The 14,172-nt window shown below is 59.2% G+C and carries 16 protein-coding genes and 1 pseudogene; 9 read left to right on the top strand and 8 right to left on the bottom strand.

The window, feature by feature from the left end:
* The first annotated feature begins 122 nt into the window (after nucleotides 1-122).
* Genes AYK65_RS21080 through AYK65_RS21060 form a run of 5 tightly spaced genes read left to right on the top strand, consistent with a single transcriptional unit; the run spans nucleotide 123 to nucleotide 5,023 of the window.
* On the top strand, nucleotides 123-581 hold the full coding sequence (locus tag AYK65_RS21080; RefSeq protein WP_081160473.1) for a ubiquinone biosynthesis methyltransferase UbiE: 459 nt from the start codon (nucleotides 123-125) through the stop codon (nucleotides 579-581).
* Nucleotides 578-1,756, top strand: coding sequence for a class I SAM-dependent methyltransferase (locus tag AYK65_RS21075; RefSeq protein ID WP_081160429.1), 1,179 nt, complete (start codon nucleotides 578-580; stop codon nucleotides 1,754-1,756). The genes AYK65_RS21080 and AYK65_RS21075 overlap by 4 nt, the downstream gene beginning before the upstream one ends.
* Nucleotides 1,753-4,113: a SpoIIE family protein phosphatase gene (locus tag AYK65_RS21070; RefSeq protein ID WP_081160426.1), complete on the top strand. Its 2,361-nt coding sequence runs from the start codon at nucleotides 1,753-1,755 to the stop codon at nucleotides 4,111-4,113. Before AYK65_RS21075 ends, AYK65_RS21070 begins: the two co-directional genes overlap by 4 nt.
* 3 nt (nucleotides 4,114-4,116) lie before the next feature.
* Nucleotides 4,117-4,671 carry a slr1658 superfamily regulator gene (locus AYK65_RS21065; protein ID WP_081160424.1) on the top strand — a complete coding sequence of 185 codons (555 nt, stop codon included), beginning with the start codon at nucleotides 4,117-4,119 and terminating at the stop codon, nucleotides 4,669-4,671.
* 13 nt (nucleotides 4,672-4,684) lie between these two features.
* Entirely contained in the window at nucleotides 4,685-5,023 is a 339-nt protein-coding gene (locus AYK65_RS21060; protein ID WP_081160421.1) for a slr1659 superfamily regulator, read from the top strand.
* Between the two features lie 35 nt (nucleotides 5,024-5,058).
* Here AYK65_RS21060 and AYK65_RS21055 read toward each other — a convergent pair whose 3' ends face one another.
* Both AYK65_RS21055 and AYK65_RS21050 read right to left on the bottom strand, forming a co-directional pair.
* A complete protein-coding gene (locus AYK65_RS21055) occupies nucleotides 5,059-7,053 on the bottom strand; it encodes a glycosyltransferase (RefSeq protein WP_081160419.1) in 1,995 nt (664 codons plus the stop codon).
* Nucleotides 7,035-8,270 (bottom strand): HlyD family secretion protein, encoded by a 1,236-nt coding sequence (locus tag AYK65_RS21050; protein ID WP_081160416.1) that lies wholly within the window; start codon nucleotides 8,268-8,270, stop codon nucleotides 7,035-7,037. Before AYK65_RS21050 ends, AYK65_RS21055 begins: the two co-directional genes overlap by 19 nt.
* 428 nt (nucleotides 8,271-8,698) lie before the next feature.
* Between AYK65_RS21050 and AYK65_RS21045 the strand changes: the two are divergent.
* Nucleotides 8,699-9,032 (top strand): annotated as a pseudogene (locus AYK65_RS21045) (hypothetical protein).
* A 72-nt stretch (nucleotides 9,033-9,104) separates the two neighbouring features.
* Here the strand turns inward: AYK65_RS21045 and AYK65_RS21040 are convergent.
* From AYK65_RS21040 to AYK65_RS21015, 6 genes are read right to left on the bottom strand one after another with little or no spacing between them, the layout of a single operon-like run.
* Entirely contained in the window at nucleotides 9,105-9,521 is a 417-nt protein-coding gene (locus tag AYK65_RS21040) for a hypothetical protein (protein ID WP_081160414.1), read from the bottom strand.
* Nucleotides 9,522-9,543: 22 nt separating this feature from the next.
* Nucleotides 9,544-10,137: a hypothetical protein gene (locus AYK65_RS21035; protein ID WP_081160411.1), complete on the bottom strand. Its 594-nt coding sequence runs from the start codon at nucleotides 10,135-10,137 to the stop codon at nucleotides 9,544-9,546.
* 1 nt (nucleotide 10,138) lies between these two features.
* Complete coding sequence (locus AYK65_RS21030) at nucleotides 10,139-10,543, bottom strand: hypothetical protein (protein WP_081160409.1); 405 nt, start codon at nucleotides 10,541-10,543, stop codon at nucleotides 10,139-10,141.
* Nucleotides 10,544-11,245 carry a thermonuclease family protein gene (locus AYK65_RS21025; protein ID WP_081160406.1) on the bottom strand — a complete coding sequence of 234 codons (702 nt, stop codon included), beginning with the start codon at nucleotides 11,243-11,245 and terminating at the stop codon, nucleotides 10,544-10,546. It lies immediately after the preceding gene.
* The gene (locus AYK65_RS21020; RefSeq protein WP_081160404.1) at nucleotides 11,242-11,778 is read right to left on the bottom strand and encodes a thermonuclease family protein; all 537 of its coding nucleotides are present in this window, start codon (nucleotides 11,776-11,778) and stop codon (nucleotides 11,242-11,244) included. Before AYK65_RS21020 ends, AYK65_RS21025 begins: the two co-directional genes overlap by 4 nt.
* Nucleotides 11,775-12,383 (bottom strand): hypothetical protein, encoded by a 609-nt coding sequence (locus AYK65_RS21015; protein WP_081160401.1) that lies wholly within the window; start codon nucleotides 12,381-12,383, stop codon nucleotides 11,775-11,777. Before AYK65_RS21015 ends, AYK65_RS21020 begins: the two co-directional genes overlap by 4 nt.
* A 222-nt stretch (nucleotides 12,384-12,605) precedes the next feature.
* Between AYK65_RS21015 and AYK65_RS21010 the strand changes: the two genes are divergently transcribed.
* Genes AYK65_RS21010 through AYK65_RS21000 form a run of 3 tightly spaced genes read left to right on the top strand, consistent with a single transcriptional unit; the run spans nucleotide 12,606 to nucleotide 14,170 of the window.
* Nucleotides 12,606-13,517 (top strand): lytic transglycosylase domain-containing protein, encoded by a 912-nt coding sequence (locus AYK65_RS21010; protein WP_081160470.1) that lies wholly within the window; start codon nucleotides 12,606-12,608, stop codon nucleotides 13,515-13,517.
* A gap of 11 nt (nucleotides 13,518-13,528) precedes the next feature.
* Nucleotides 13,529-13,867 carry a TrbC/VirB2 family type IV secretion system protein gene (locus AYK65_RS21005; RefSeq protein ID WP_015241462.1) on the top strand — a complete coding sequence of 113 codons (339 nt, stop codon included), beginning with the start codon at nucleotides 13,529-13,531 and terminating at the stop codon, nucleotides 13,865-13,867.
* Between the two features lie 3 nt (nucleotides 13,868-13,870).
* Nucleotides 13,871-14,170: a VirB3 family type IV secretion system protein gene (locus tag AYK65_RS21000; RefSeq protein ID WP_081160399.1), complete on the top strand. Its 300-nt coding sequence runs from the start codon at nucleotides 13,871-13,873 to the stop codon at nucleotides 14,168-14,170.
* Nucleotides 14,171-14,172 lie beyond the last annotated feature (2 nt).

The raw sequence follows: 14,172 nt of genomic DNA, 5'->3' as shown, positions 1-14,172 counted from the left end.
GAAATCGAGCGCCTCACAGCTATGCGCCGAGCGAGGGACGCTGCTGCGAATGGAGGAATCACGTGGCAGCAACCGAAAAGGAGAGCGCGAAGACAGCTTTCGAGCCGTTACTTCAGTTCGAGATGGAAATGGGAACCTTTCTGTCGGACTGGCAGCATTGCGACCAGTTGTCGACCTTCATGGCACGGATGATCAGTCACAATCGCGCCGACCCCGTGCGACATTCGAATTTTCTTTCCTCAGCCCTGAACGAGCTTCTCGAAATGTCGTTTCGAAGCGGTATTCCCGACGGGCGGCTCGGTTGCACCGTATACCGCGACGGTCCCACCGAGCGGGTGAAACTCAGCTTTCCGTGTCCGTCAACGCAGCGACAGTTCTATCGCGAAGCCGTATCCCGGACCAACAACGGCAGCGCCTATGCCCGCTATCTCGATGCCATTTGGACGGAGCTTGCGCCAAGCCGTGAGGTGATCCTGCTGGATCTGGCGATCAACTTCGATGCGGAGATTCGCCTGGAGGAACGACCTTCCCCTTCGATCACGCTTGTTGTGGACTTGCCTCTTGAAGGAATCGTCAATTGAGCACGGTAACCCTTTCCGAACGCTATCGGGCGGAATTCGACCCGAACAGCCAGGAATTCTCGCTGGCTGGTGTCATCCGTCCTCATTCTGTGGACGAGATCGCCGCGACAGTGACGCAACTGAAGCAGGCGATCGATGCGGCGCGCGGCGTTCTCTACATCAACGTGAAGCGTCTCGCGCAGATGAACAATACGGCGTTCCATGCCTTCGCGCGTGCGTTTCTCGACGCATGTCGCACGCGGTCCGATATCCGGTTGGTCGTCGTGACCTCAAGCGTCGTCGGCTGGACAGAGCGGATGTTCCGCCATCTCAGCAACATCGAGCCGCAGATCACCGTCGAGGTCTATGATTCCAAATTCTACCCCGGCCAGACCTTCGTCGAAGACACCAGTTTCATCCCGATCCTACGCACGCAGACCAAGATGACCTGGCGTCACGAACGCACCATCCTGCCGCGGCATGGCATGCGAGCGGGAATTCATATGGCTGATATTTGCTGTGGCATCGGAGACTTCGCCGTGCTGGTGCGCAAGGAGTTTCAGCCGGCCCGCATCGTCGCCCTCGATCACTCGAAGGCAAGCCTTGCCTATGCCCGCGACGTAGCGACGAATTTCGGCATCACCGATATAGAATATACGTTTGGCGACGCCTCCGAGATGCTGCTCGAGGACAATCAGTTCGATCTCGTAACCTGCCGCCATTCCCTACAGATCTTCAACCAGCCCGACGTGCTGCTGAAGGAACTTTACCGCATCTGCAAGCCGGGCGGGCGCGTCTACATCACGAACGAGAAGAATTCGCACTGTCTTGGCGAACCGCGAGCGCAAAGCATCCAGTGGACCTATAACGAGGTCGCCAAGCTGTTTGCCCATTTTGAGATGGACGTAGAACTCGGGCCGAAGAGCCGCCGCTATCTGGCCGACGCGGGCTTCGAAGACATCCGCGTCGAATCCTTCATGGTGACCAATCTCGACGGCGATCCGCAGGACTTCGCCGACATCATCACCGCTTGGGAGAATGTCTATGCGGGGGAGATGGCCGTGAAGCGGGGTGATCCTCCTGAATTCATCGAGCGCTTCCGCCAGGGCTTCCGCGACCACATCTTCGCAGCCCTTCACCCCAAGGGCTACGCCGGCTGGCCGATCTGGGCAGCATCCGGGCGCAAGCCGCTATGAAGCCGCTCGACCCAGCAACCAGCCGCCTCGGTGCGCGCTCGTTCCGCGCCAAGTTCATCCTTGTGGTCGGCGGCGCCGTGCTTTTCGACCTGCTCGTGACCGGTGGGCTGGCACTCTGGAACGTGCAGAGGCTCTCCCGAGATGCGACCGCACAAGTCGGTGAAGGCCTCGAGAGGGCCAACGAGGACTATATCCGCTCTTACGCGGAAACGACGGCCGCGCGCGTCAACCTGCTTTTGGATCAGGTTCATTCGGACGTCGGCGCTCTGGCGAGTGTTCTGCAGGCACAGATCGACAATCCGAAGAGAGAATCTCAGATCGGCGACGCCATGGCTCGCGGCGCACCGGGAGCAGTGACGGTAACCTACAACGAGAAGGGCGGTTGGGCTCAGAACCTGCCCGGTCCTTTGTCGGTCGTCAGTGTGTGGGGATATCTGCTCGACCCGAACCACGTTCCGTTGCCCGACGTGCAGAGAGATATCGAGAACAGCGCAGTTGTCGACCTCATTGCTCCGGCCCTGCTGGCAAACGGCCTGCCCAAGTTGCAGATGTACTATATCGGGCCGAAGGAGCGGCCGATCTTCCGGACAGCTCCGTATACGGATCAGGCCCAGACTTTCGACCGGCTGTACCCCGGGCATAACGAGACGCAATTCTGGCCATTCTTCTTCCCGGGCCTCTACGAGTCCTGGGAGCAATGGGTGAGGGATCCAGCGTCGCGACCGGTGGAAAACGACATCACACAGACCGCCCCCTACACGGACGCGATCACCGGCAAGCTGATCGTCAGCTTCTTCCAGCCTCTATGGTCGCGCGAGCGTGACCGTGTCGCGGGTGCCGCCGGCGCTGATATCACCCTCGATCAGCTGGCCGAGATCGTCGAGAATGTACACGTGGCTGAGAGCGGCTTCGGTTTCCTGACCATGTCGGACGGTAATGTGGTCGCCATCAACCCGATCGGCGAAAAGGTTATGGGCCTTCAGTCCTCGAGCGAGGCCAATGGCCAGGGGGTAACCGGTCTCAATCGCTCACTGCGCAACAGCGCGCAGGCCGCCATCGCCAAGTTGCCGCTGGACCAGGACGGCCTGCTGCAGCATGTCCTGCTCGACGAAAACGGCGAGAAGGTGCCCTATCTTTTCGTCCTGAAGCAATTGCAGCCGACCAATCTATGGGTCTCCGGCCCTGTTCGTCATGAATCCATGCTCCTTGGCATTGTCGTGCCAGAGCGTGAAATCTATGCCTCCCTCTTCACTGCGCAGGCCGGCATCACAGAGGCGACGAACCGCATCCTCATCTACCAGGCGCTGGCACTGCTCATTTCACTCCTATTCGTCACCTCCGCCGTGTTCGCGATATCCGGTCGCATCACGAGCGGTATCAGCGCGCTTGCCGACGCCGCCAAGCGAATTCAGCTTAAGGACTATTCCGTCCGGGTTGATATCCCGACGCGCGATGAGGTTGGTGAGGCCGGCAACGCCTTTAACCGCATGGCCGAGCAGATCAGTTATCACACCGAAAACCTAGAGCAGCTCGTCAAAGAGCGGACGAAGGAGGTTGAAGAGGCAAACCTGCAAATATCGGCCTTGAACGCGCAACTGCGCAGCGAGAATGTGCGCCTCGGCGCCGAACTGGACGTCGCCCGTCGCATCCAGACCATGGTCCTGCCGAAGGCGGGTGAACTGGAGGAAATTTCCGAAATCGAGATCGCCGGCTTTATGAGACCCGCAGACGAGGTCGGCGGCGACTACTATGACGTGCTGAGAGACGGCACGCGGCTGAAGATCGGCATCGGGGACGTGACCGGGCACGGCCTTGAAAGCGGTGTGCTAATGCTGATGGTCCAATCCGTAGCTCGCGCATTGCAGGAGGCGGGCGAAATGGACCCCCCGCAGTTCCTCAACAGGCTCAACCGAGCAATTTACAAGAACATCGTCAGGACTAATACCGACAAACACCTGTCGCTCGCATTCATCGACTACGAGAAAGGCCGTCTCACTCTGTCGGGTCAACATGAGGAAGTGATAATCGTCCGCGACTCCGGAAAGGTGGAGCGGGTCGATACGATCGATCTTGGTCTGCCGATCGGTCTTGAGCCGGATATCTCGGCCTTCGTGGCAACACGGGAGATCTCCTTCGGGTGCGGCGATGTGGTGATCCTTCACACCGACGGCGTCACCGAGGCGGAGAATAGTGACCGCGAACTATTCGGCATTGAGAGGCTCTGCGAAAGTGCCCGCAGCCGCCATGGCCGCAGCGCCGTAGAAGTCCGGAACGGCATTATCGAGGACCTGATGGCCCACATTGGCAGCCAGAAGATCCATGACGATATCACGTTGGTAGTGATGAGGCACAGGTAAGCGATGACCACTTTGTATGGACTGGAAGACCTCGCGATCGGTACGGGCGAAAACGTGGCGAAACTCCGCCTCTTCGATGGTCCACTTGACCTCGGCTGGAAGCACTGCGCGATGACCTCGGATTTCGTCGCCGAATTCGTTGCGCTGCGCTATCGCGCTTCACGCAACCTCTATAAGGAGGTCCGGCACAACGTCGGTTATCTCACCAACGAACTCGTCGAGAATGCCGTGAAGTTCCGTGCTTCCGGTGAAATCGTCGTGGAGGCCTCCGTCGCCGATAACACTTTCCGAACAAAGGTTTCCAACTTTGTTGACAAGGAAACCGCCGAGCGGTTCCAGCATCTGCTTTCCGAGATCACCACCGGAGATCCGGGCGAGCTCCTCATCTCCCGGATCGAAGCGAATGCGACGGGCGCAGCCGCCGGCTCCGGGCTTGGTCTTCTGACCCTCATGAGCGATTATGGAGCGCATTTCGCTTGGGTCTTTGGAACCGGCGAACAGGAAGGGATTCCGCTGGAGACCTATGCGTCTATCGCAGTTCCCGATCTCTCAGCTTGATGGGCAGATGGACATGGAAATTAAGGACGAAGAATATCGCGTCTGGTCGGAAGGCAAGGACATCTACTTTGACGGGACGATGCGTCTGCCCGGCACCGAAGCCTATGCGCCGATTTTCTCTCTGGTGATGAACGTTCTCGAGGCAGAGCCCGATCGCATGACCGTGGACCTCACCGGATTGCAGTTGTTGAATTCGTCAGGGATAAACCTGCTCGCAAAGCTGACGATCGAGGCGCGCAAATTGCCGCACGTTCACATGACGATCCGCGGGACCTCGGAGTTTCCATGGCAGTCGAAGTCCCTCCCAAATCTGAGAAAACTGCATCCGGGCATTGATCTGAGGCTCAGCTGAAGCTCAACTGCTGGGCGTGGTTCCCGCCGCGATCACTAGGCAGTGCGCGTGCGTCCGAAAGCACGCAGCAACAGGTTCACCGAGACGGCGACCTTGTCGATGTCGGGGATGTCCTGGGAATAGCGGCCTGTATAGAGCTTGACGATCATCTTGTCGCGCTCGGATCCCCGTAGATCGAAATACAGATGAAGGTAGTATCGCCTTCGGTCGCCGGAGCGGGTGACGTCGCCGCGCCGTTGCGTCACCAGCTTGAGATCGGACTGAAGCGGCTTGAAGCCGTCAATGGTGAGCCTCACCCGGTCGGACTGGAACCGCGTTTCTGCGGGAACCGCGACCACGGCTTTCTCGAGCGACAGGCTGACCACATGGCCTTTGCTGCCGTCGACTTCCACGACCTCGTCGACCTTGAAGGCCTGAAAGAGGCGGCGCGGTTTTTCGAAGCAGATCAGCGAGGCGATCAGGAGCACGATGATGTTGATCCCCGACCAAAGCGCCGCGATCGGTGAAAACGCGCCGCGGATCTGCGCCGTTTCCGGAACGATGTTGATCAACAGGCCGAGCGCGGTGACGACGATGAAGCCAGCGATCCAGGTAAACGTGTAGGCGTCGAAGGCGTTCGCCTCGTTGCCGCTGCCCTTAGGCGTCACCTTGAAGGGCTTGCCGAACGGCCGCACGAGACTGGAGATCACCGTCGGCAACATGCGGAACGCCGCGAAGGTGCCGACGGCGCTGGAGACCACCGGCAGGTAGCGGGTTGGCGTGATCCAGAGCATCAGCAGAAAATAGGCGGCCAGCAACGGCACCTGATGGGAGACGTAATCGCCGGCGTCCGTGAAATAGAGCGGCAGTGCCCCGAACCACAGGTAGACAATCGGTACGAGAAGCACCACGAAGCGGACGAGATATTGCACCAGCCAGGACATCGGGAGGAACATGATCCGCTGGAAGAGCGAGAGCCCCGGTCCGCGCAAGGGCCCGTTATGCAGGTAGAGCGTCTGGATGCCGCCCTGGCACCAGCGCTCGCGCTGAACGAAATAGCCGGTGAGGTTCTCGGCGGCCAGACCCATCGATAGCCGTTCGTTGAGATAGCGGGTCTTGTAGCCCCTGTTGAGCATCGAAAGCGTGGTCAACAGGTCTTCGGTGATCGACTCGGTCGGGAAACCGCCGATTGCGTCGACCGCCTTGCGGCGGGCGATCGAACAGGAGCCGCAGCAGAAGCTCACGTCCCAGGAGTCGCGGCTCGGTGCAATCTCGTCGAAGAACAGCCGCTGCTCGTCCGGCCATATTTTCTCGAGGCCGAGATTGGATTGCACCGGATCGACGTTGAAGAAATGCTGTGGCGTCTGCACTATGCCGATCGTTTCGTCAGAGAAGAACGGCAGCGTACGCCTGAGGAAGTTGCGATAGGGCACGAAGTCGGCGTCGAAGATGGCGATGAAATCCCCGGAGCTGACGCGCAAGCCATTGTTCATGTTGCCAGCTTTCGCATGGGCGTTGTCCGGCCGCGTCACATGGATCGCGCCCCGCCCCTCGCAGAAGGTCTTCAGCCATTCGCGCCGGCCGTCGTCGAGAACATAGATCGTCAGCTTGTCCTTCGGGTAGTCGAGCGCCAACGCCCCGACGATCGTTCTTTCCAGCACGTCAAGCGGTTCGTTGTAAGTCGGAATGAAAATGTCGACCGTCGGTAAGTCGCCTTCCCTTTGGGCGAAGAAAGCCTGCCCGAGGCGGTCGGCCTCGGCGCTACGGTCCACGTAGCGGCTCATCAAAATGAGGAACAGCACCACCTCCGAGAAAGCCAGGACCTCAACGATGAACACGAACCAGACCCAGTAGAAATTGGCGCCGTCATTGGGATAGGGAAGAACCGTTTCGGTGAGGCGCCAGATCACGTAGCGCAAGGCCACCACGCCGACAAAGGCGCAGGTAATCGCCCGCGCCCACGTCCGACGGCGCGACCAGTTTGACGGCCCGAGAAGAAAGAAGGCAATGACTAAAAGGGTCGGTGCCAGTGCTAGAAGAGGCTGAACCACAGGCTTTTTACCCACTGCGTGAGTCGAACAGCGTGCTTGGAAATGCGGACCTGCGCCGTCCGTCCCACCTGACAGAAATTGGCAAAGTCCGTATTTAGGGCCGAGGACGCAAGCTGGACGCGAATGCGCGCGTTACGCTCGTCGGTTTCAGGTTCGTTGGCGGCAAGCGAATCCTTTTCGACGACGGCGGAACTGCCCTTGACCGATTGTACGCGACCTTGAAAGACTTCGCCGCGTCCGAAGAGCCGCACCTCCGCCTCGCGCCCAGCATAGATCTCGTCGTAATTCACCTCGGGAACGAGGATATCGACGAACAGTTCGCGGCAGTCGAGAACGCGCATCATCTCGTTGTTCAAAACGACGTTGGAGCCGCTGACGATGCTCCTGCTCCAGACAACGCCGTCGAACGGCGAGAGAATTGTTGCCGATTCGAGGCTGCTCACACGCTTCTCCTCCTCGATCATTTGCTGCTCGGTCTGGCTCGCTCGCGTCTTGTTCTCAGCGATCCGCGTGTTGAGGTCGTTGATGCGAACGATCACCTCGTCCTGGCGCTGGCGCGAATAGGGAACGTCGTTTTGGCCGTCGCCAACGATGAATATGCCCTGTCGCAGGGCGTCCAAACGTTGCCGCAACAATTCGACCGATAGATTGCTGATCTCCACCTCGCCGCCCGTTGCGGCGCCAGCGGCTTCTGCTGCCTCAACCATCTTGCGGGTGAAGATGCCTTTCGACTCGAGCTCCTGCCGGCGGTCGAGATCGACCTTCGCCACCACATCCTGAGCACGCGACACCTCGAGCCGCTTTAGGAGGATTTGAAGCTCCTGCTCCAGAGTGGCAATGGTTGCGCTTGTGAAGACGTCGAGTCTGCGATCAAGCTGATCCCGCAACCGTGCCAATTCGTCGCGCTCCCGCTCCAGTGCCGCGACGCGTTCGACGGCGGTCCGATGCTCTGCACGGAGTGACGCAAGGATTGCCCGGTTGACACGTGCATTGCGAATGATCGCGAGCGTCTCGCCCTCGGTCACCGGTGTCCCGATCCGCGGCGGCGGCCCGGCGATCTCGCCGTCGATCGGCGCGTTTATCGCCGCAAAGCGCGCATTGACCGTTCCATCCAGGCTGGTGAATCCCGTCAATCCGGGCAGTAGCAGTATTCCTACAAGCACGAGGAGCAGAATGCCGACCGTGACGCGCGTAATTCTATGGTTCAGGATCCTCATCTCAAGCGTCCGTACTCAACCCTAGGCGCACGGATCCACGCTGAGTTCGCGGTGCGCGGCTCGCGACCATCTAACCCGCCGCACGTCAGAATTCACCTGTGTTTTCAGTTGAACAACCCTCAAATCTGCGTGCTTTGGTGGTGAAAGCGAAAATAATCTCGCAGAACTCGCGATGACGCCGCGGAAGAAAAAGGAATTTGCGTATGAAGTTACTCTTTCGTGCATTACTAAGGGCCGGCACAGGGCATGGCGTCAGCCGGAATCAGCTTGATATTACCGTTTTTCGCAACGCCCGTTTCGTTGAATCCGCGGAGCGGAAGTTGGCTGTAGATCTCGCCGATCATGTCCGCGAATGCCCTGTCCGGGTGGTGGCGACACCCGCGAAGCAGCGGGACTCTTGTTTAGCGGGAAACCAGCGCTCCGCCCGCATTTCCGATTGTCCGGGACCCGTGCCCGCCCGCTCCCCACCGTTGAAAGAGCGGCATATAGCGGCGCTATGGACGACTTCTGAGGCGGTGCGCGAATGGGACTGAACGCCGCGCGGCTGGCGATGTAACCAACGTGGTCTACGCAAATGCCCTGCTCGAGGTGACGAAAGGGGAAGAGGCCGCCAGGCTAAGAATCGTGAACCACCGACCGTGCAACGATCAGCAAGGATGGCAAAAGTTGACCTACTTGGCCGCGTATCTGTTCGCAACGAGAGGCTCGCTCAGGCCGGAAGAAATGGATGCCGTCTTGAGCACGACCGAGCCTGTGGAATAGGCCTGTGGCCTTGGCCTGGCAATGTGCTGGGTCGAGCGTGAAGGCAGCCGCCCTTGTTGGGCGGCTTCTTTCCTAGTTGATCGTGGCGATCCACTCGCCGGATGCTGACTTAGCGAAGCCGACGATTCGATCAACAGGCCGCGCTTCGGGCCCCATCTTGACTGAGGTCATGCAAGCGACACCTGGCCCTGCCCCGGCCTTGTCACATTGGCCGAGTGCCAGAGAGATTTCCGGCAGATTATTCCGATCCCAAACGAGAGGAGACGCCGCATGTGCTTTGCGGTAGGCGGCCAATGCTTCGGCTTCTGTCGGCGCTTCAACGGTCGGAATAGGGCAAAGAGATGGATCAGCGGAGATAGCCGCAACCAGTTCGGCTTTCGAGATGGCCTGAGCTTCAACTTTCGGCTCGGAGGTTGCAATGTAGGTGCCGCCGGCGCCAGCCGCTATACCGAGGGTGGCTGCGATCGCGATTATGGCGTTCTGGTGCATAGATTCTTCCTCTTAGGCAAGGCTAGGTGCGTGGATTGAACCAGAAGCGCTCTTTGACGCCCTTGTCGTTGGGAATGTCGAAGAACCAGGGATTTGTGCGCCGCGGACGGGGGGAAGTTACCTGCACCTTGCAGCCGTTGTAGCGATTGTCGCGATTCCCGAAATGGTCGCTGTTGCCGCTGATGGACCTTACGGTCACGCCGTTACGCTGGTTGGCGTCCTCGTCACCATAGAGGCGGTTGTACTCGCCGCGGTTCTCGCATCTGTCCACGACCCGGACGCATTGGTCCTCCTCGTTGCGGCGGCGCAAGCCGTTGTCGTTCCCATCATTGCTGGAGGTGGGGCGCGCCCCTGCAGGGCAGTCCTCGAACTCTTGCCGGCCTGGCTCGCCGGCCTTCGCCTCGTGGCAAATGGGCCAATCAAATCCGGGCTTCGACATTGCGGCGATCAGCTTCTTCATAGGTGGAACGCAATAGGGAACGCCCTGCCAGGACGGAGATTGAGAAGCAGCACAAAGGAGAACCTGGCAGCCCCAGGAAGCATCTTCTGCCTTTGCGCCCGTGGGCGCGAAGGCAAGCGCAGCAAGACTGGCTACGGCATAAAGCAGGTGTTTCATGTCAGTTGGCCCTCATGATGGTTGCGGCTGGAGCTTCCCGGTCGACGAATAGCTTGTCGAGCGGTGCGGCGTGGTGCACTCGACCGCCCGCTGCGTAGAGGACGGCGGCGACGAGCGCGAAGGCTGAGAACCAGAGGATCCCGATCCGAAAAAGCATCGGCTGGTTGGGAATGTCCCGGCAAAGCGGTGGAAATGCGAATAGGCCGACGAGAAAGCTGTCCAGCGCCAGATGACGTCGATCGAGAAAGAGGATCGAAAGGATCAGGAGCACCAGGGCAAACGGACCGTGCACCCACCAGATTCGTTCCGAAACGACGATGAGCGCAAAAGATAAGGGAATGGCGAGCATTAAGCTCGCCAGCGGATCGGTTGCGAATGAGCTCGCAATATGTGCGAAGTCGGGCAACTATCGGTCTGTCCTCTTCGGCTTTTTCCGCGCGTCGATGAAGGGAGGCGATATTTCGCTTTCCCGTTCGACAAGCAGGTTGAAATCAGCGATTGGCTGGCGGTCTAGCGTCTTGTCGACGGCCTTGCGACGCCACTCGTTCATGTCGAGAACGTAAGTGGCCCACATGCCATAGCGGGCCGCCATCGCATGCTGTTGATAGGCTAGGTATTGGCTGTTGTATGAATAGGGCGACGCGACACGCGCCCATCCGACACGAAGCATCTCGACCGCAATATCGCGGCCGGCTGACGTGCAGCGGGCTTGGGGGATACCGTCATTGCCATGGGCTAAGACGGTACATTCGACCGGTTTGCTGCCTATGGTCCTCTTGAGCCAAGCCTTTGCAAGTGGGCCGCACGGAACGGGTGAAGGCGCCTTTTGCCGCTCGCGACCCACCCGCTTGGGATCAATCGCCCACTGTGGAAGCTCGCACGCGTCGATCTCGACGAGGCGAACGCGCTGCGCATATTGCGGATACCACAGAGTGCGGCCGTCCATGACGGCGACTCGGCCCTTGTAAACCGGATTTTGGTAGATCGTAGCTTCGCTCAATCTCTGTGGTGGCCGAGCCGCTGCGGCCGGAGTCTTGATGAGATCCGCGGCTGTCGCTGCATGCGGGATCGTAGCGAGCGCGGCGGCTGCAAGTAGGTATCGCTTCATTGATCTGCCTTCTTGGTTCGCGCATTCACCTCGCGGCTCAAGAGAATGGCCGGATGCTGGACGTCTTCGAACTGCCAGAGGCCGGCACGCTTATCGCGCGCAAGTTTCTCAGCCACGGCATAGGGGACGTGATAGGGCATGCCCTCACCGTTGAGGCCCGCGAAAGCGTATCCGCTCGTGATCAGGACGTTTGCCAGATCAAGCCGCTCCTTCCCAACTGTGGCGTAGCAGACGACGTAAGCGATACCGGCTTTCTTCACCACCGGGGCGCAAACGGGTTTGGTGTCTTTGATATAGGCCGCCAGCACGGCAAGGGACGCCTCGCCGCAGTCGCGTTTCTGCCCGTGCTTGTCCGTATAGGAAGTGCCGCGCAAACAGGACTGGACGCCGTAGAGGCGGAATCTTTCACCATTGGAAACCCACATGTCGCCCGTTTCCAGGGTGACGCCAGGAAGAAGATCGAAATAGCCTGCCGGTGCTGCGGATACGGATGTCGGCAAGAGAGCCAACAGAAGGGACAGAGCCTTTCTCATTGACCCTTCACCCTCGGATCGGCCCACATTCCGAATGAGCCCTTCTGGCCGATCTCCTCAGCTTTGGAGAGATCCGGACGAACGGGAGTCCCATCTGGCTTTTTTGCGAGGCGGAGCGCGCCGAGCGACAAAAGCTGCTCCTCAAACATATCGACGGAGTCGAGGCTACCGGGGAAATTATAGTAGCCGTAGCAGGTGGCGTTCTGGACGGGCGAACCTTGCTCGCTCACGAAGGCACGGCAAAACACGACCTTCGGGTTTTGTAACAGGATCTGGAGCTGTTGCTGCGCATAATCGGTGCAGCTCCCGGCGAAGTCTTCACTGCGATTGACCATTTCGCCCTTGCATGGCTCCAGGCCAAAAAGGTGCAGTGTTGTCTTGTCATCCACGCGAAAGTCGGTCGGTGAAACGGCCTTAAATCCGGCCGTTGTTGCATAGCCCTTCCGATCGGCGACCTTCCCGCTTCCGTCGTAATATTCGAGCACGAGAACCGTCTTGCCCGGCGCTGCGAGCGATCTGATGTAATCCTTGTTGATGTCCGAGACGGACAAAGCAGGCGTTGCGATTGCGCAACTTGCGAGTGCGGCAATGATGTTCCGTTTCATTTTCTAGCCCTTACCCATATTGCTTCATCTCGTTCCCCTGCAATAGGGGGTTTAAGTCTGCTTCGAAAAGTTGTATCGCTGAACCAAATCGATGCGACACCTTCACCAGCTTAGTTGGTTTTCGTTTCGATCACAACACCGCAAGTTAGGCGCGGGACGATGGAAAAAAGGGCTAGATTTTCAGGCGTTTTGGGCTGGGCCGCTTTGGCGGGTAGCGCCCTTTTGTGCACGAGCTGGGTTCCGATTTCTTACGCCCAAGATGGGCGTAAATCCGCAAATGTCATAACAAATAAAAGCACTTGGCCGATTGACAGGAAGGCGGAGCTTGCAACGAACTTCGATGAGCGCTGGCGCGGCTCAGAGAAGGAGTTCGTGCTAGGCGCTGATGGCGTAGTAAAGCAGCAAGATGCGGTTCAGAACAAAGCTGACAACAGCCCCCATGATTTTGGGGGTTTGCATCATATTGATGCAGGTTTGAGCAATTTCGCTCCCTCCAACAACGTGCCGAACAGGGTTGATGAACCGCAGGTTCCCACGGGCTCGATACAGCAAATTGGTGCAGTTCGGCAGATCAATGACAACACCAAAGACGTGTATGAGTGCGGTCCGTCTCCGCTCAGCCCAGAAGAGGTTAAGTCTCTGGTTGTGCAGACGGCGCGCAAATATCGCGTCGATGAAGTCTTCGCGGCGGCCATCGCCTGGGCCGAGAGCGGCTTTGACCAAAGCCGCAACTCCCCAAAGGGCGCGCGCGGACCGATGCAGCTCATGCCTGCTACGGCTGCGCGGTTCGGAGTTACGGACATCTGTGATCCCACTCAGAATATCGAGGGCGGGATGAAGTACCTGCGCTTTCTGCTTGATGAGTTTCAGAACCCGCTCCTGGTCGCGGCTGCTTACAACAGCGGCGAACAGCGGATCTACCAACACGGCGGGATCCCGCCTTTCCAGGAAACAGTCGGATACGTCGCGAAGGTGTTGAACTACCAACTCGGGCTGCCAATGCCGTCGGCAAAGGGCAAGGCGAGGCCGGCCGCCGCTCCGCAGGCGGTCTCGGATGCGAGTGACAGCCGCGACGCCGGTGTCATCGCCGTGAAGAAGACCGGCAAGTTTGTCGGCGGTGTCATGCACTTTTGAAGGAGAGAAACATGCAATTTGAAATGCAAACGAGGAAGTCTCAGGCGGTGAAGCTCGCAGCCACGCTCGGCATTGTGGCCGCATTCCAAGTCGCGGGCGCTGATGTTGCTCTCGCGCAGAGTGCAGGCGGCGCCTTCGGGCCGCTGCAGACGGCGGTACAGATGATCGTCGATTTCATCACCGGCCCGTTCGGTCGCCTGCTCGCGATCATTGCCGTTATCGGCCTTGGATTTCTGGCATTCGCCGGACGCCTATCGTGGTTCACGGCCGGCGCGGTCGTGATGGGCATCGGTCTGGTGTTTGGCGCACCGGCGATCGTCGACGAGATGATCTCGGCGGTCGGTCAGTGACCGATGAGTGAGTTTCAGGACGAAAAACCGGCTCTGACGCCGTTGGTGATCGGGTTAACCCGGTCCCCAACCCTTTGGGGCGTGCCCTACATGGCGGTGGTGCTGATCGTTGGCGTCACCATCATCGGCTGGCTTGCAACGAACGACCTCCTGGCGTTGCTCATCGCGCCGGTTGCTTACCTTGTCCTGTTCTCGCTCTGCACCTGGGACAACAGGATCCTCGATGTGATGCAGGTGACGTCCCGCAAGACGCCCAGCACGCCCAACAAGCGCTTTTGGGGCACCAACTCTTACGGACCGTGACC

It is taken from the genome of Ensifer aridi, assembly GCF_002078505.1.
Classification (GTDB): domain Bacteria; phylum Pseudomonadota; class Alphaproteobacteria; order Rhizobiales; family Rhizobiaceae; genus Sinorhizobium; species Sinorhizobium aridi.
Note: the sequence above shows the minus strand (reverse complement) of the source record. Positions and strands in the feature narration are given on the sequence as shown.